This window comes from Photorhabdus akhurstii (genome assembly GCF_018448925.1).
In the GTDB taxonomy this organism is placed as follows: Bacteria; Pseudomonadota; Gammaproteobacteria; order Enterobacterales; family Enterobacteriaceae; genus Photorhabdus; species Photorhabdus akhurstii.
The window spans coordinates 41405-60104 of record NZ_RCWE01000008.1; the positions used below are offsets into that span (position 1 = coordinate 41405).

Below are 18700 nucleotides of genomic sequence, written 5' to 3' on the forward strand. Positions count from 1 at the left end.
CATGAGAATACTGTTATTAAAAGGAACTGTCCGTATGAAAATATTGAAAATCACGCTGTCCTTATTATTTCTCTATTTTATGTACTGGGCGTTTGGCGACACCTTTTTTGACAGGCTTTTTCCTTTTTCACCTGACGAGAAGAAACAGTTGATTACGGTGGAAGGTGTCGTGCCGAAATACACAAAACCGTATGTGTCTGCGCAATATATCTCAAAAGACTGCCTTAGATATCAGCTTGATGCAGGTATGTCGCCTTATCAAGTGCCGACTTATTATAAATTACGTCTGGATGTGAAGTCAGATCCACAAACGGGTTACTTTCAGGCAAAATTACCTTTCAATGGTGGAGGATGGTGTAAATGGAAAATCAATCGAGCTTTTGTGGCGGTGGGGTATACCGATGTTAGCCATCTGGTGAAAGATGCCGAACTCTCTTCGGGAACAGGATTAACCGCCTTTATCAACGACGCCGCACGAACAAATTATTCTGAAGCCTCTGAGACTCGTGCATTGAATACGATAAATTTCAGCCCGGTTATTTACCCTGTTTTGAACGTGGTTGAGGGATATCCAAACAGCATTTCCTTACAAGGCAAGGTAAATTCGTTTCCGTTTAGACTGAAATTAATTCCAGGAGAGGAATGGAAAATCACCTTCAAGCCCAAACTGGATGAAACCAAGATGCCAAAAATTACTATAACTAAGGGAAAGGAATGGGTTGAATATCCTGACGGGCGAATCGACCTTAATCGCCAAACGATAGACTACTGGAAAATAAAGTAGTGCTAACAGAGTTTCCAGTAAATTCATCTTTAATCAGAAGGCGGCGTTGGCCATAGGGCAAATCACGTGGTGGTTCAACGATATTGAATCCAAATTTCTGTGCTTTCAAGTAATAAGGCTCAACATCTTCTACAATACAAGTAATAATAAGTCCCTGGCAAGAATTCTGATATATTTCTGGGATAAACTCACTCGTTCTTAAAAAAGCGGAAACTTGTCCATGTTTTTTAGAAGACATTGAAATAAACCAGTTAGACTCGTATTCAATATTAAAATTCAAGAGGTTGACAAATAAATTCCGTGTACTTATTAAATTATCAGTAAGAATGTTAATTAGCATATTGCGTCTCCTTCTTTAGGATCTATCTTATCAGGTTGCGTCATTTGCTATTTTGAATCTGGATTGGGATAGGATCCAAAACATCAGAATCTATAACCAAGTCTTCTGATAAACAAAGATATAGCGAATGATTTAGTATTTTCTAAGCCACTTTAACACATCCTCGAAAATGATAAAGTGCTTTGGTCAAGTATCATAAATGTCGCAATTGAACTTTGTTCTGATTGTGCCAGATTAAATTTATTTATTATATCCGCTCGTTAACATTAAACGAGCGAATATTGATTCAATTACACCAGCGCATCAGCGGCCGTATCATTCTCATCCTCACTCACGGTAAACCACGGGAAATATTGGCTTTGGCGCAGCCAGCCTTTTGCAGTAATAACCCGGATTTCTCGCCCAATTGGATCATAAATATGAGTATCCGCATAGGCTTCTTTTCTGGCGCTGTCATCACTGACATATCGCCAGTCGTTGAGGAAATAGGGCTGATAAGTGCGTATCGTTTGCCCTTTATTATCATATTCGGTGCGTCCCGTGACCGCCCAACGCGTTTTGGTATTCTCCACTTTTGTCACCAGAGAACCGTCTTGGTTACGTTGCCAGGCTTCGCCTGCCTCATGTCGTACAGACGCTTGTAGCAGACGGCCAAAACCATCACTAAATGCGACTTGTTGGCGAATTTGCTGCTCAGAGTCGCGGTCATAACGGTCTGTGGTCAGCGTAAGGTTATGGGGAGGTAAACCAATGCTGTTGGTTAACAGTTTAACTAATGGTGTACTGATCTTTTGACTTTGTAGCCAACGGCGGCGAGTCAGTGCGCAAATACGCCAATCTTCCGTGATAATACGTGAATCACGCAGCGTCTCCTGCTCTTCCTGCGTTAATGTGTTGAAGGTTTCTTGACTGAATAGTGGCATCCAACTGTCCGGTGCATAGACCAGACACTGTGCGACAGGGAGTGGTCCGGTTAGATTAATAGCGGTATCGATATCGTTTGGTGGAGAGAATGGTTTTTCTTCTGATGAAGAGTAACCTGTTGCCACACCGCTTTCGATCCCCCAGAAACGTTGCGTGACAGGGCGTCCCAGAGCATCCAAGGTGATGAGATGCACATTATCGTTGATGTCAGTCAGTTGCGTTGGTGTGAGAAAACGCCAGTCATAATTGGCTGAGACGGTGAGGCCGGCAGCATCTTGGGTTTGGGTGATGACACAATAGTGAGTATCCCATTTTAACGTCATTTTCCCGGTTAACAGGCTGTTACGTTGTGCGACAGGACGCCAAAATTGTGCTTCCGTCCCGTAATCGGTATAGCCTTGACGCGCTACCCAAACTTTGTTTTCGCCGGTGCGTGGAAACAGATAAGGCTCTTGTTGGTATCCGGCCTGTGTCAGTATTCCCGGTAATTCGTCTGGCGTAATACCGCCATCAAACGCGGATAACAGAGATTCCGTTAATACCGCCGTTTCGGTAAAGGCGATTAACGCTTGTCGTGTCGGTGTTTTCAGCGGTGTTTGGTTTTTCCCGTCGGTATAGAACGTTCGTTGCTGATTGAGGTATTCGCGAGGTTTATCATCGGCAATCAGGCTATTTTCAGCACACAGGGTTTCCAGATTTAAGCCATCGACAGGTACCTGTTTGGCATCGTAAGTAAAGGCATCACTGCGTGTGCCATCCGGTAATCCCAACACTCTTAGCTCATTACCAATAAGATGGTGCCAACTGGATTGTCGGCAGGTTAATCGCAATAGCTGTTGTTGATCGTCATAACTGCTGGCAAACAGCGTATCCGGTAGGGTATCGGGATACGGATTGGTTGTTGGTTTGTTGCGGCGGGGATATTGTACGGAAACCTGTTTCAGTGGTTGCCCGAATAGGTCACTGGACAACGTGATATCCTGATTGCACTGGGGATCACTGATAATACGTTCGTAGTGATAACTACGGCTTTCCACGACTGAGGCCCAGAGCACCGGGGAAACGGTGGCGCCATCTTGTAATTGGCGCACCTGTGGACGGGATTCAGTCACTGTATAGGGGATCTGTTGCTGTGCGCTGCCATCCAGCCCGTAGAGTTCACTACGCAGTGGCTGACCTTTTAGCGCCCGGTTTAACCAGTATAGATTATGGTCATCTTCCGGTGTCAGTGGAACATCTTTGCCCTCTTTCCAGAGAGTAAAACGTGGCGTAAAACCGGCGAAAGCTTGCTTATCGCCACGCCAATACCCGGCGGATAACGCATTATCTACCGCAGGTAATCCGGTGGCATACCAGCTTTTGGTGAGTGCCGGTGGTGTACGTTCCGGCGCATTGCCTTGAGCGAGTTGATGGCTGTCTGTCTGCTCAACATAACCAAAGCCACGAAATTCCCGTTCACGTCCATCCCAAGCGCCGTGAGCATAACGTAACGTGGTCACTAACTTATTGCCGCTGATTTCATCCTCGGTTTCTGTTTGCCAAAGGGTATGGACCGGGAAGGGCAGGTAACAGACCGGTGTTTGTCCGGTAGCCAATGCCGCAGCTTTTTCATCCAGCCAGAACTGGACAGAGCTACGGTAATGCAAGGTGTGATTGGCCCCCATATTGTTGTTCGTTTCACTGAGTAACCACGGTTTCGCGTTGGTCAGATCGCAGCGCCAATGATGTGGCGCCATATGCGGTACGCTTAGGATCAGGCTGACAACGCCTAACCCTTGTACATCGGCTACTTGCAACTGGCAGGTATCATCAAAACGCAGGCCGTCAGGAAAAGAGAGTGTGAATGGTTTTGCAAAACCGTTGCCACTTTCATTGCTGAAAATATCCAGACGGTCAGCATGAACATAAATCAAATCGGCAGGGCCGCTCCCATCCAAATCGGCCAGATGAACTCGATCAGGATTAAAACTGGCGGCAGATTGGCTGAATCCCGGCAATACGATTGGCTGACCAAAACGGCCATGCCCCAGATTCGGCCAGCAGGTGACTTGAGTTGCACTAACTTCAACCAGATGTGCTTGGCCTGAACCCAGTACGTCACTAAATGCCACTAACTTACGGGCATCGGCGCCCGGTAGCGGCAGGGTGATATCACCGGATTGCACCACATCCCGCCCTTCGGTAAAACCATCACGGTTATTGACATATAAGCGCACACTTTTGGGACCAATTAGCACTAAATCGGACAGCCCGGCTCCCATTAAATCGGCAAGTTGAGCGCGAGGATGAGAATATTCTATCGGCAGGGCATGTAATGGCGTAAAACGCGTCCAACTGCCATCCGGGTGTTGGCTGTGATAGCCCCTTAGCCCCGGCCCGGTAATCACCCAGTCCAGTTGCCCGTCACCGTTAATATCCATCAGTGAGGCGTTATCCTGCACAGCTGGTGTGATGGGAAGGAGTTGCATTTTCCCCCAGGTGACCGCATTCATCTCTTCCCCGGCCTGACGTTGGGCAGATCGATACCACCAGCCATTTCTATCCTGATAGAGAATGCCGGGCACGCCTTCTCCTTTCAGGTCAAGCAGTTGCCAGCGCTGAATGGTGTTGAAATTTGCCAGTACATCCATTGATTGCCAGAGTGCGGTTTGTTCTGGCTCAAAAGGCTGATAGGCCAGTTCCAGTGGTGGCAGCGCGGTAACCGTGTTGTTGTCCTCATGGCCTACCCGGCGGACAGAAACGAGCGTACTGACCATCGCGTTTTCGTCATAATCCAGTATCAGACGCGACACTAGCGCAGGTTCATCATCCCCCTTTGCCTGACCAGATAGGGTTTGTAGACGGTGAAACATCAGTATTTGGCGGCATAAGCGGCGAGTACGCAATTCAAAACCGTACTCATAACGGGAAAAACGGTCTTTTCGGCAAAGCCAATTGCCTGTGGCTTTAAACAGCGGCATTTCAGATAAGCTGTTTTTGCGCTCACCGTAGTCAAATACTAAACAGAACATCCAGCCAGATTTAAGTGGGTCATCTCCGTTTAGTGTAGGAAAAACGTCGCTGGCGGTCAGGTTCCCGTAATGTACTGTTTGCAGGTAGCGCTGAACGGTTGCGCTGGGGTGGGCTGCTAGCTCGTCGGTTTCACAACCTGCTTCATCTTCAGCGCGATATTGATAATAAATCTGTTCGCTGTGGGATGATATCGAGGCTTCCAACAGCCATTGCGCTGTTTGGTTAACATTGAGTGGATTGCTGATACGTGCCTGAGGATTTTTGCCCAGTAAATGGACCTGTCCGTCGGGGCTGTATATCAGCCAGAAATCGGTTGCGCCGGTTGTTTGGGGTTGCCAGTATTCCAACCGGTTAAAGTGGCTTTCTAGGCGGGAGCGATAACAGGTAACGGTGAAGGTCGCACCCAAATTGATGCCCTGCAATGAGGATTCACTGCGGATATCAGCTTGACCTGCCTCATTTAATGCTACGACCAACACTTCACCTTCCGGCCCCAGAAAAGTATCGGTTTCATCGTAATTCGGTACGCCGGTACTGGTGCGACGACGAATTGCCATGACGCCGCAGTCCCAACCGAGACCAAATGGGCTGTTACCGGTTCCACTGTTGTAATTCAGAGTGAGCGAGGGTGCGTAACCACGCCCGGCGGAAATGGGTAATGGCAGGGATAAGGCGGCCATACCATCCGGCCCGGCTGGTGTTAATGCTTCACCCATACCGGTAATAGCGCCGCCGCCTTTGGGTAATGACAGCTCGGTAACACTGAATGTTTGTGAATTCTGCATAAAAACTCCTTACAGGCCCCGATTCGGAGCCTGTTTTAGTACGTTGGGACGGTTATTTAATGGTGTAGCGAATATGCAAAATGATATCGTTCAGGGTTTTTAACATAGTGGCTTGTTTACCTTTCTCCGGCATAGATGCATTTGGGAAGCTCAGTGTCAGCGTGCCTTGATCAATGGCGATGCCTTCGAATGGCAGGAATTTGCCATCGTTGAAATCGAGCTGGAATTGGCCGCTGTCATTCATACCGTGAGAAACTGCCAGCGCTTCACAGCCGTTAGCTAATCCGGCTTTATCGCCGTAAGACAATATTGCCTGTACATCCTGATACGGTCCCAGTAGCGCGGGCAAAGTGACGCTGATCTGTTTGATACGTCGAATTTTGCCAAGCGATGCCGGGTAATCTTCACGAATTTTCAAATCAGCGAATGAAACTGATGCCTGCAAAGAGGTTTTAGTGTCCGTGCCGGCGCCGAACGCCAAATTATTATTACCACTGCCGGCACTGCCTGAACCTTGACTCACCAGCTTGTCAATTTCCTGAGCCAGGGAAAATGGACCGTTATCTTTTGGTAATCCTGCATAAACTTCGGCCAGCGATACTGTGCGTTCAACCTCTAATGCGCGTTTATCGCGTTTCAGATGAGCGTCTTCCATTTGTGCCAGACTCAGCATCAAGGTTTCACCTGCAAGCAGACCGGCATAGGTTCCCTGCCAGGCGCCCGGTTTAATGAAGCGGGCAGAGTCATCATTGAGTTCCCAACGGTAAGCTTGTTCTGCCATCAGGCAACGCGCGACGGCCAAATCGTAGAACTGGAAGTAAATCGCCGCCAGTCGACCACGCAGCCAGTTGTATAACGCCTGATTGCTGAACTTACGTTGCAGGAAGGCCAATTGAGATTGGGTCTGTTCTTGTTGGGTTTTCAGACTGGTTTTCTGCAATACGGCGGCTTCGCGGCGTACAGCGAGTGATTTGAGCTGAGCATCGATTTGCTTCAATTCCGCTTCGGCATTATTCCGCTGGATCTCCCACTCCTGACGGCGACGACGGTAGGTTTCAGATTGGCTAATTTTATCCGCTTCGGTGTTCATAACATTCGCGGAGAATTCCATCACATAACCTGTCGCCTCAGCGATAGCCCCCCAACGGCTGCCGCCACCGGCAAAGCCGAAGATGTTAGGCACCAGATCAGCCGCCGCACCGGCCAGACGGGATGCCTGAACTGCCGTGGTAAGCCCGGCGGCGGACGCTCGTAGCGTCATGGCTTGGTTTTCACCGGCGTTGATATTCTCATCGTACAGTTTGCCGTAGCTATCAAAGCGCGATTGTGCTCCCGCTTTGGATTTTTCCAACACCGTTTTCTCGGCATCCAATTCTTCAATGGTTTTGTCCTGAATGCTCAGGTTAGTCAATATCAGCTCGGCGGCCTGATTTTGTAATAACGCATTGAGCGCTTCCGCGTCCTGACGTTCGATAATATTTTGTAACGTGGAGCCGAACTGGGTGAGCTGGCTAACCATGCCGCGCGCATTTTCCAGCATGTGCGGGAAACGCCACAGGGACATAAATGATTCCGGTAGCTTGCCTCCACCTTGAGAAGTGGCAACGGCGGCGCTGAGTAACGCTTTCGGATCGGCCGGTGTGGCATAGATTGGCAGATATAACGGCTGGCCGTCGATAGAGAGGTTATGACGCAGATTGTATACTCTCTGAGCTAATGTCTGCCAGTAATTCATCATCACTTCATTGATTTGCGGCAGGAAGAGATCAGTCAGGGTATTAGCGCTGCGCAATGATAAAGGTGCCGGTGTAGGTATATTCTGCCGCAGAGCGACTATTGCGCTGTCGTGAGCATTTTGGGTAGTGATATCCGCGGCTCTGTCTAGTCGTGGATCACTCCATGTCGTACTCAGCGGTAGATAAGGTTTGTCACCTAATAGATGCAGCGCTTGCATATACCACATCTTCGCTTCGTTGAGTGTATCTCGTTCCAGTTGGCGATAAGCATGGTCGCCGCGTGCTATCAATAGATCCAAGGTACGCATAAAAGTTGAAACTTTGTAGTGCATTGGATCGTGCTGTGCTACCGCGTCAGGATCGACGGAATCCAAAGGATCACTGTTCCAACTGGTGTCTTCCAGTAACGGGCGGACGTTCCACTGGTAGTTCTGAATCTGGCCGTGGACAATATAACCGGATGGACTCCAGACATATTTCAGCCAACGGTTGGCTTCATCGAAGTTCTGTTCATGCAGCAAACGTTGAGCAACCAGCATCGGGGTATAGTAGAACAGTTCCCAGAAATAGAGGCTGTTAGCGCCGCTGAAATCCATTGGTTCGCTACTAATATTATTCAGGACATTGACGCTCTCAAAATGGGTCAAAATGGATTTAGGGTTTATTGTTACTATTCCTTTATCATCTCTAACAAAGTGAGGGCCCCACCAGGTACCATCTGATGGTGATTTCTTGAAGGTCATATAAACCTTGGCGTGATAATCTTGATTCAATGGGACATCATCAAGAGGAATAAATAATGTGATGTTTATATTTGTATCTGTTAGCTGGCCTGAATAGATAATATGTGAATTATTATCAACAACATGTTTGATATAAAGCTTAAACCAACGTTCATCACCATGAGTTGATAGGTTATAGGGAGGTATCACGAACGTAGCATAGAAACCTTTGCCTAACTGCGGTTCCTGAATATTCTGAGTTTCCATACTCAGAATTGTATCGATTCCGGTGGTGGCGCGTGCAACCAACTGGCGGGCAAATAGAGTATTCAGGCGGGTACGATAGGATTGCCATTGCATATATTGCGCACCATTTTCATTATGGTGCAGGGTCAGGGCATTATCGGTACTTACCTTGAGGGTAACAGGAATACTGAAACTTTCATAACCCAGTTTGCGGCCATCCTCCGCAAATGCGGTAAAAGTAACATCAATACTGGCTGAGTTGTTAATAAAATTCAGACCAGAACCGTCTATTTCAAGGGCATTAAATTGATAATTCATTTCATCAAAGCTAGGTGATGGCTGAATGGAGACATCTTTATCTGCGGTAAAAGTTTGCTCCTTGCCACCCGCTTTGACTATTATCTGAACTTTTGCTGGAGAAATTGCAGTATTAATCTCTACTGGGCCTGAGACATCAGTAGCAGTCCCTTTACTGTCAGTCATAAAGATATATTGCTTAAGATCATCCGGTTTATTCAGAGAGTCTGTAGCATAATCATCACCAATGGCGGCATTTTGGTTGGTTAGAGAACGTTTTGCTCCAGGAATCCAAGCTTCTACTTTAGATGGATAAGTGGTGTCACGGTGGAATAGTAGTCTCCCTTGATTGAGTCCACTGGTGTTTCCGCTATATTGATAGACGGGGTAAAACATGAGCTTATTTGACGAGTTATTTGGATTGACCCCCAAGCTAGTATAAACAATAAATTTATCACCTAGTTTGCCATATTTATTCATCAGATTGCATTGATTGCGCTTCTGTCCTTCATATCCATTATGAATAATTCTTAATTTTGGTGAGATATAGATTTTTAAATCACTTGATGCGGCTTTGTAATTGATAGTTGGAATATCTCCGTTATATACCATGCTGAGGTAATAATCTCCCCAACCATAGTCTTTACGGCTACTTACCGAGGAAGGAATCTCATAATCCTCTGCATAGCGGTTATTCACTCTTCTGACATTATTGGTATCAAATTGTTGATAGCTATTATCCCGATAAACATTGCTCTGTTCTGGGGTCATATCTTTGGATGCCATATCAGCAAAGATATATAGTCCTTGCATTGAAGCGTTTTTATAACTATCTAGTGTGTCTTGTTGGTTATAAAACATCACCAGCAACGTATCTTCACCTTGATAACCGGCACAATAGAGTCCGGGCGCTCTATTTTTTTCCAGTTTTAGCTCGGATATTTTTTTATTGACATCAAAGGTGATTGGCGTATTCCAAGTGCCATCATAGCGGATATGCGCCAATTTTAGTTCATAACGATAATCCGTTTCAGTTTGATAGCCATCTTTACTATTTCCTGTCTGTTTGGTGATCTCCTTTTGTTCCAACCAGAGCAGATACAGGCGGGATTTATATATCACTGGACGGATAGTGCTTTTATAAGGGTTAATTGGACAATCAATTTTATGCCATTCACTCCAGGCATTAGCCGCGAATTTACCGTCGTTGAATTTACTGTGATCGACACTGCGCCAATAATATTCACCGGCATCAGTTTCACTGAGTCCGATAAAATAGGTCAGCCCTTGATCGTTATTAATATTATCGTGATATGCGCTAATAACTTTAAGATTAGCCACTTGTTCAAACGATGTCAGATAAGACATAAAGGCATCTTCGACGGTATCGGCGTTTAATTGGCTTTGGCTGACGGATTGCAGTAATGCGTCCATCATTTTGGTTTGTCCGATACGCATGGTCGGATCAATATAGTTTTCCGGGTAGTAAACTAATTGAGAAACACCCGCCCAAGTGCTGTAGCGTTTATTGTATTTGTCCCAGTCGATAAAGAATTGGCGGCTGATAACCCCCGAATTGGCATTTTCTTCCACATTTTCCAATGCCCGGTTGACGTACAGTTGAATACTGGCAATGGCTTCGGCGATCCGGGTGGTTTTTATTGCCGCAGAAACCTGATTATCAATCAGTAAGTATTGATACAAGTCATCACGGCTTTTAATAGCCGCCGCTGCCTTGGCGACTTGACGGATATAGTAGGTGCTTAATGCGGCACTGCGAGATTCATCCAGAAAAGCGTGTAATGTATTAGCCTGTTGTGAATTCAACCCGGCGGTTAATACGCCTGCCGCGTTTTCCCACTGGGCATAGGTCGGTGTCTCTTTCATTGATTGAATATAATCCAGCCCGACCAAAGCGGAAACGCCCTGTGGGGCGACATTCAATTGTTGTGCGACATTAACCCATTGCAGGATAGTATTGATAGATGTCCAACAGGAGAACGCATTTTCTGGAGTTACTGGGGGAAGATGTTGATGATTTTGTGCTTGAATACTGGCTTGCAACAGCAAATTAGCATCAAGATTCATGGCATCAGCCAGTTGTTCTGCCGTTAACGAGTTAGCTTCAAATGCCGCTAGCACCGAGGACGCTTTTTCGCCTAGTGCGTTCACCCAATCCGCAAAACGTGTCAGCATAATCAGTGAAAGGGCATCATGCGCGGGCGCTGCTCCAGTTGCAGCGCCAAACATCTCTGGTTTTGTCACAAATAGACGGAAGGCGTTTTCGTTGATGCCGGTGGAATGGTAAACCATTTCCAATTGTGCCAGAGCCTGACAATACTGAACGATATGTTCCTGCGTTTCTACGGCTTCCGATGAACCCGGCGTATACTTAGTATTCAACCAGTCCCAGAATTTTTCTGCTGTCATTGCGCCGTCGCCGGGCTGTAACTTATCTGCCCAAAGGAGTACCGAGTGGGCGACATTTTCCGATGATAATTGCAAGGTGGCCGCAATATAGGGCGCCATGACATGTAGCAAATCTGCTTTGTCTTTATCAAAACCTTGTAAACCGTGGTAGACGGTATCCAGCAAATTCTTAATTTCAGGCGTTAGCGTTTTGTTATAGCTGGTGGAGGTCATGATAAATAGCTGGAATACACTCCACTTCTGTGTATGTAGCCAGCTGGTAATAGTATTGAGTTTTCTGATCAGGGTAGCCAATTGCTTATCACTGATAGCGGATAAATTAGTTTTTCCTTCACCTACGGCAATCAGTAATAAATCCAGTTCATCAATGGTTAATTGATGAATATCTGCCAGTAATTTTCCAATATATAAATTGGAAAGATTCTTTAGGTTATTTTTAATTTTTCCATCTTTATTATCATGGTCGGTAATTTTAAGCAGGCGGAAGAGCGAGACATCATCAATATTAAATGCACGCTTAAGTATGGTTTTTCGCCAATCGCCGGTGCTACCTGAATTTAAATCAATCTCCTCATCGCCGGTAGAAAAATATTGTCCGTTCAGTAATGGCGTATTAAACAGGCGATCAAATTGGCTAGGTTGATTATCATATGAACGTTGTGAAATAGGCGCGTTGCATAGTATCAGGGCAGTTTCAGCATGAATAGCATAACGCTGCATATAATATTTAGTCAGAAAAACTTTACCTAATACGTCTGTGTTGATATCCAGTTGTAGATTAACACTGCGCACAATGCCTTCCAGAATCGTGGGTGACAATTCTGTCGCACGTGATAGACGAATAGCCTTGTTAAGTTTTAGCAGAAAAGAGTATTGGTTATACTCTTCAACGGTAAATTTTGCGGCGGCATATGCCCAAGAACCGGAAGGAAGTACTCGTGTCAGGCCAATTTCAAAAGGTTGACTGATATCAGCGGTATTTAATGTGATATTTGCGGAGTATTCTATATTGACTTGAGGAGCGCCTTCAGTTCGAACAAGTTCTCTTTTATCATTTAACTTGATGGATAAATAAGAGGCATTATAAAAATTTTTGAATTTATAATCTAACCGATAATTCTCACCACCGAAGGGAAATAGCTCCACATCCATTTGATAAGCATTGGTTGTATATTCGCGGGTGATCCGATATACCTTAACCGTGCCATCACTGCTGTTGACTACCGGAGTAATAAGTTGGTTATTACTATATTCCTGTTGACCAAAATTGCTGGCTTTACCAATAAACTGACTAAGTTCTTCATCGCTTAAATTATAATAACGTTTAAGGTATTCCGGCATAGCCAATGAGGCCGGTTCGATATTACCAAAATTTTTCTTATAAAGTTCCTCAGCATTACCTTCGGTAATCTCCTCCGTCAGAATATTAAATAGCTCAGGCGAGATTGAAGCGTTAATACCCAATAGGGAGGCTTGATGCATCAACCCGGCAATTGCCGGTGATGCATTGAGTTGCTCAAGTCCAGGATCTTGTAGCTGGATAACTTCACGCACATTTTCATAAGCATCATGATAAGGCGTTGCGCCGGAAGGACGGAAAGTGGAGAGCATTTCCATCACTTTAGTATAGTTTTCCAGTTTAGATTCAGTTTTAATGCTTTCCAATAACAGCTCATTGGACAAAGAGAGTGTGGATAATTCTATATCCATATTTTGCTGACTGAGCGCCATTGATTTGAGATCTGGGCGGCGGGTATCCAGATAATAAACGGAGTCACTTGCGTGTAAATTGCGTGCTTCACGATAAAGTTCAGTCAAATAAGCGGCGGGGGAGAACATGGAAGAAACGGTACCCGGCGCAACATATTGACTGGCTCTACCGCTAAATTGATTGTTATAGCCTATCAGTTCAGCATTGGGAGCGAGAATGGCAAGATGCACCGCATTTTGTAATTGGGGATTGGCGCGTTTGAGAATACGCGCTTCATACAGGCGATTATCCTTTTGTGCCTGTTGTGCATCATGATATAAGTCGTGTGTTTCGGACCAGGAGAGGTGCTCAGATACTTGCTGGCGAAATTCATTAAAAGAGCTGTGGCTAATATCTGTCAGACAATTAAAACCACACTGGCTTTTTAATACATCAGGTATCTCTTTTACAGACTCGTTCATATTTATTCCTTTTAAATCATAAAGTAAATGAAACAGCCTTGTTGCTTTTACATCATGGATCAATAAGAGAGTGATTCCGTTCCATCGGAAGAAGGGATAATCAAGGATAGGTTTTGAGAAATCGCTAAGGGTACGTATAGAAATAGTTTGCGAGTAACAGATAAACCTAATCTTGATCTCTCAGAGAATCACTATCTCATTGTTTTGTTTAAATAGCTGTTGCAAAAAAAGCAGATGCAAAATTTGCAACTGACTTTCTAATAAGCGTTGAATGGAAATAACACTTTATTGTTCACATAATGAACTGTGCGAGAAGGGTGAAGTTCAGTGATGGTGAATATAGATTGTATAATTTACTTGATGTTAAATCTGTGATTATTTTATATTGAACATTATAGATGTTTTGTCAACCAATTGAAATATTTAATTAAATGGTTAATGTTGCCTGTCTTTTCTTAATAATAACATGTGACATTTATTTAGAATTACTATTGTGATTTAAGGGTGGATTACGTTTATTTGGCAACAATAATAAAAAATGTTTGATAACTGCTAAGAATAAAGATGATAAAACTCAATCCCAGTAAATACACACTTCAATGTTAAATAATGCAAAGAAGAAAAGTTGCTGTAATGTTTCATTGTTAATATTCCATTCTATTTCGGATGGAACAATTAATTAGAATAGAAGGATATATGATGCTATTTTGTTCAAAGCACTTGAAGTATTTTATGGAATCGGCGAAAAAAGAGTCATTCACTTTAGCAGCGGATACGCTTTGTATTACTCCTTCCCCTCTAAGTAGGATCATATATCAACTGGAACAACGTGTGGGCTGTCAACTGTTTGAAAGATTGCCGGGAAGGACCAAATTGACTGAGGAAGGGATGGCCTTATATCAGGAGCTATTGCCGTGTTATGAGAGAATTCAACGAGTTGAGGATAATTGGCATTATCGTAGAAGTGAGCAATTAGCAACCGCAGGAAAACTGGTTATTGGGACCAGTGGAGAATATATTAATAAAATCCCGGAAGTGATAAAAAGAGCGGTTCAACGTTATCATTATCGCGATATTTACATAAAAAATCATTTCATTATTGATGATTCGGCAAGAAAAGAGACAATATTTTCTGCTTTAATGAAAGGCGAGATAACCATCTATGTAACCACTGAACATTATCCTGATAACGATGACATTATCAGAATAGACGGAGCTTATCAGATTCTGCGTCTTGCTATCGCGAATGATATTTTAGCAGCGGATAGTCATGCTGATGATATTATATATACACTGCCTTTAGCTCAACATAATAGTGCTTTCTTTAAACAATGTGACAATTTTATTTCGCTGAATTATCTACCTGAGTACCAGAATTTAACTTTGCTAACTGTCCCTGATTTTACTCATCGGTTGGATTTAGTGAGATCGGGGGTGGCGATAAGTTTAATGACACCGAACGAAATGCTCTGTTCTGCTCACCTTCATCAAGGTATTACCTTTTTGAATTTTAAATCGTGTCCAACGCCGTCAGTGAGATATTGTGCTTATACTCTCAGACGTAAATATAAAGAGCCATTGAATTTATTGATTTCCGATTTGATTGTTTGAAAGTTATCTTGAATAGCTATTTATTATATTAATCCACCACGTTATTCAATTTATGATGACTAAATAACTTTGCAAAATTATCTAATGATCATAGGGATCATTAGATAATTGGTAATTAAAATGTAAATAGACAAGTAACCTCCCTTTACTTATCAGACCTAGAACTTGGCAGACAAATACATCCAGTGAGAAAAGTTTGTAAATTCAGGGCGCTGTCAGCCTTATACTTAGGTGTCTTTGATTCCTGTTCTCTCAACGAGTCTGCATATTGGCTAACATTTCAGTTTTCATTTAATTTTCCTTCTTAGGTTAAAACGGGATAATAATGGGCATGGAAATATCACTGCCACAGGATATAAATTGCTACGATAGTGAATAAAACCAATTATCTTCTTTTTTTACCTAACTTTCATCACCTATACTATCTTGATAACTGAACCCACAGTATATTTTTGTGTTTATCACCATCACTTACTAACCTTGGTTCTTAGACCTTATATCTCTATAAGAAGTTCAATTTAAAACGTACTTTTATCGCTCTTTAAAAGCACCGGGCCTTTTACGAAAAGTACTCGTTACCGCATCCCAAAACGTTATCAGTTCATTTTCACTGTACGGCGTTGCAGATAACCGATCATTCCCTAGATCAATAGCAACAAAAGGGTTTTTATAATCCCCGGCTGTTTCATTGGCAATTAAACTAAATGCATATCCAGGAATTTTAGTTTCTGGCTCCATAATTTTTTCTGTCGGCGCAGTTGTTAAAACTTCCTCCGTATAAGTACTATTAATTTCCCGTTTCCCGTTTCCCGTTTCCCTTTCCTTATTATCTTAGCATGCACAGCTAAAAATATACCTTCCATTCCCCTCAAACGCTCTAACAGATGGTCTTTTTCTTGAATATAATTTAATATTTCAACACTGAAAGTAAAATGATCACTTTCATTTCGCTTATAGACAAAAGTTATCCTCTCTTTCTCATCATGACTGCCAGTAATAAAACCATCAGGAATACAGGTACCTGCCTCTGTAGGTATTTCTGTATCTTTTCGGCCGCTGATTCTGGATAGCAATCTTTTCATCTTCTCCAGAGTTTGATACAACTCATTGTATTGCCTTTCAGAAAACCCTTGCCTTATATAAAAATCTCTATCTTCCTTATACTTATCATCTGATAACTCCATAAATTTCATTGTTACGGTAAAAGCGACACCATGACTATACAAATGCGCTTCTAATACTCGGGCAAAACCGGGAATACCAAAACTTTCATTCCTGTCGAAGATCACACCCTCCATATTATCCTGGAGGTGATAGGCTTTCTTTAAAAAAGGCATATCTTTCGGTTCAACAGATTGCATAGTCTTTAATTCCTGCTCTCTTAGCCGTATCCGCTGTTCAAATGCAGGTGGATATAAACGCTCGGTTTCTATTTGCGCATCACCAATAAATATCCCTCGATTGGCAACATTTTCAAATCCAGCAGGAAGATCTATCAAATAACGGCCCACACAACGAGGCTGCATATTCGCTAACATTTCAGTTGTCACTTTCTTTTCCTTTTCAGTTAAAATCGGGTAATAAAATACGGGCATATACCACCATAAGGTACAAATAACCGCTAAAGTCAGTAAGGTCGTTTTCCTATTCAATTTTCACCGCCTGCACCATCTTCACAATTGAACGCAAAGTGAATAACCGGGCAAACGTCTCTTCCGTCTCGCTATTTCCTTTATATGCACCTTCATGGTCAACTTCTGTTGCCAGCAAGCCGCGTAAATATTCGGTGGTAATACGGCCAGATTTTACCGGCACCGTCCCATCTCCCGGCTCTTTGGGTGGCGCCAGCTTAAAAGTTTTCGCCGCAATATCCTGAAAAGAAGGTCCAACAGAAAACTGCACTATACGGGTTGCGCCCGTCTCCAGGTTATAAGGATCGTATATCGGCCGATCAAATGTCAGGCCGGAATAATCTTCCGTTTTATTGTAATAATCCTTACTGGCTTCTTGCCAGGAGACAACTCCATAGGATAAATGTTTCTCGCTGGCGCCATAAAAGGCATAAGTATTCGGATGGTACTTACTGGTTAACTCTTCAATAAATGGTTTGACTATGTTTCTTATCAACTTCCGATAACTATTCCAGCTTGCTCCATCTTTCCACTTATCCTTTTTATCCGGGTTTAAAAACCGGGTTTCACATAACCCCCACCAGCGATCCTTTTCCAGATAAATCTCCTCATACGGATCTGATTTCGGTAGTTTATGCGTCATTTTACCATCGGCGATATGTAACCAGCCTCGACCATACTCCTTTCCCGGCAGAAGCTGTAATGGGCCGGGAGACTGCGCCAGCACCGGCGTCATGTCTTCACCATCGTAACCCACAACCAGCCCGGTCACGCCATCTTCACCGGTTTTCATCCTTTTATAAGTGGTCGGCGCCCCCGTAGCGGGCATCACCCCATGCACAATGCCTAAAATTTTATCTCTGCCATTCAGCAATTCTGAATAATAACGAGCAACCAGCCCTCCCATTGAGTGAGTGACTAAAATCACCTTTTTAGTTGCACACCGTTTACCATAGAAAGCTAAAACCTTATCCACATATTGCGCCAGCCTCTTGGCAGAATCTTCATTGGATTGCAGCCAGTTATAGCCCATCACATGAACCGGGTAGAGAAAATCATAACTATGGTCAACCTCGGCCTCGGTCAGCGGCTCTTCCCCCCACTCCGCATTCAGGCTCATATCAATCATACGTTGCCGAAGGGTTTTTCCCCCCTTCCCTGCCAGACATACTCAAAGGCCAGACGCTCATCATCCAACACCGCTTGAAGCCAGGGCAGGAAAGTGCCATAGCTCATATGAGCTATTTCCCCCCAACCGCGCTGCTGGCAAGTCTGGAATTTATTCTTCTCAGTGTGATCAGGCGTAATATCCCCTGAATCATCAACTTCTGTATTACTAGGATCTAGTGTATCTTTCCTATAAGAGGCTCCTCTGCACATCCAAACTAAAACATCAAAACTCCATATCTCATTTAGCCGCCAGACCGACTTACCCTCTTTTGATTTTAAATTACTCCCCATCACCCCCGGCAGAAAAATTACCGGGATCACTTTAGTCGCGTATTTCAAACACGTCGCCACCAGATTTTCTTCAATTCTGGCATTCGGCACGTTGTAATAAGGGAGGCCCAGTTCATCATATTCAGGGTGAATAAAAATCTCATTTTCCTTCGGCTCACTCATCATTTACTCCTCATTTTTTATTTTCAATTGACTAATTTCCACCTCAACTTGCTTTGGCAAGGGGCTATCTCCATTCTGTATATATGATCATCCGTTCGGATCAAAGATATTTACATAGGCCATCCATCTTTTCTCAATACATCAATGCATGAACAGAATGAGCGATTTCTGAATTTTCCTATCTTCTCGGCGGGTGCTTATAAAAATCAACTCTTTTTTTTCAAAAAAATACGATTTTTAATGCACACCCCTTTTCACCGCAGATATAACAGCATGTCGGAAAAAATATTTAAACTTCATGACAATAACATGACATTTATTGACAAAAGTAAACTGGCATTAATTGCCATAAAATGAAGGCAACCTGAATACGCTGTTATAATTAGT

At 43.8% G+C, this 18700-nt stretch carries 9 protein-coding genes; 2 read left to right on the top strand and 7 right to left on the bottom strand.

Going from position 1 to position 18700, the window contains the following annotated elements:
- The first annotated feature begins 34 nt into the window (after positions 1–34).
- Entirely contained in the window at positions 35–784 is a 750-nt protein-coding gene (locus EAE93_RS11345; protein WP_036808066.1) for a hypothetical protein, read from the top strand.
- Here the strand turns inward: EAE93_RS11345 and EAE93_RS11350 are convergent.
- The 3 genes from EAE93_RS11350 to EAE93_RS11360 form a co-directional block, all read right to left on the bottom strand.
- A complete protein-coding gene (locus tag EAE93_RS11350; RefSeq protein ID WP_214039681.1) occupies positions 747–1124 on the bottom strand; it encodes a VOC family protein in 378 nt (125 codons plus the stop codon). The two genes, EAE93_RS11345 and EAE93_RS11350, sit on opposite strands and share 38 nt — an antisense overlap.
- A gap of 290 nt (positions 1125–1414) precedes the next feature.
- Positions 1415–5845 carry a SpvB/TcaC N-terminal domain-containing protein gene (locus tag EAE93_RS11355; protein WP_214039682.1) on the bottom strand — a complete coding sequence of 1477 codons (4431 nt, stop codon included), beginning with the start codon at positions 5843–5845 and terminating at the stop codon, positions 1415–1417.
- Between the two features lie 52 nt (positions 5846–5897).
- Complete coding sequence (locus EAE93_RS11360) at positions 5898–13448, bottom strand: Tc toxin subunit A-related protein (RefSeq protein WP_214039683.1); 7551 nt, start codon at positions 13446–13448, stop codon at positions 5898–5900.
- Between the two features lie 699 nt (positions 13449–14147).
- Here EAE93_RS11360 and EAE93_RS11365 point away from each other — a divergent pair.
- A complete protein-coding gene (locus EAE93_RS11365; RefSeq protein ID WP_036808054.1) occupies positions 14148–15059 on the top strand; it encodes a LysR family transcriptional regulator in 912 nt (303 codons plus the stop codon).
- Between the two features lie 531 nt (positions 15060–15590).
- Here EAE93_RS11365 and EAE93_RS24505 read toward each other — a convergent pair.
- The 4 genes from EAE93_RS24505 to EAE93_RS24510 form a co-directional block, all read right to left on the bottom strand.
- The gene (locus EAE93_RS24505) at positions 15591–15797 is read right to left on the bottom strand and encodes a T6SS immunity protein Tli4 family protein (protein ID WP_415186284.1); all 207 of its coding nucleotides are present in this window, start codon (positions 15795–15797) and stop codon (positions 15591–15593) included.
- Between the two features lie 23 nt (positions 15798–15820).
- Positions 15821–16609, bottom strand: a complete 789-nt coding sequence (locus EAE93_RS11370; protein WP_332008849.1) for a T6SS immunity protein Tli4 family protein — start codon at positions 16607–16609, stop codon at positions 15821–15823.
- 94 nt (positions 16610–16703) lie between these two features.
- Positions 16704–17819, bottom strand: coding sequence for an esterase/lipase family protein (locus tag EAE93_RS11375; protein WP_250150986.1), 1116 nt, complete (start codon positions 17817–17819; stop codon positions 16704–16706).
- The gene (locus tag EAE93_RS24510; protein ID WP_250150987.1) at positions 17816–18313 is read right to left on the bottom strand and encodes a hypothetical protein; all 498 of its coding nucleotides are present in this window, start codon (positions 18311–18313) and stop codon (positions 17816–17818) included. Before EAE93_RS24510 ends, EAE93_RS11375 begins: the two co-directional genes overlap by 4 nt.
- Positions 18314–18700: the final 387 nt, after the last annotated feature.

What these genes read in the sequence shown, in the direction of transcription:
- EAE93_RS11345 (WP_036808066.1), top strand. Translation starts at nt 35, where the DNA reads ATGAAAATATTGAAAATCACGCTGTCCTTATTATTTCTCTATTTTATG.
- EAE93_RS11360 (WP_214039683.1), bottom strand. Translation starts at nt 13,448, where the DNA reads ATGAACGAGTCTGTAAAAGAGATACCTGATGTATTAAAAAGCCAGTGT.
- EAE93_RS24510 (WP_250150987.1), bottom strand. Translation starts at nt 18,313, where the DNA reads ATGAGTGAGCCGAAGGAAAATGAGATTTTTATTCACCCTGAATATGAT.
- EAE93_RS11375 (WP_250150986.1), bottom strand. Translation starts at nt 17,819, where the DNA reads ATGATTGATATGAGCCTGAATGCGGAGTGGGGGGAAGAGCCGCTGACC.
- EAE93_RS11350 (WP_214039681.1), bottom strand. Translation starts at nt 1,124, where the DNA reads ATGCTAATTAACATTCTTACTGATAATTTAATAAGTACACGGAATTTA.
- EAE93_RS11365 (WP_036808054.1), top strand. Translation starts at nt 14,148, where the DNA reads ATGCTATTTTGTTCAAAGCACTTGAAGTATTTTATGGAATCGGCGAAA.
- EAE93_RS11355 (WP_214039682.1), bottom strand. Translation starts at nt 5,845, where the DNA reads ATGCAGAATTCACAAACATTCAGTGTTACCGAGCTGTCATTACCCAAA.
- EAE93_RS24505 (WP_415186284.1), bottom strand. Translation starts at nt 15,797, where the DNA reads ATGGAGCCAGAAACTAAAATTCCTGGATATGCATTTAGTTTAATTGCC.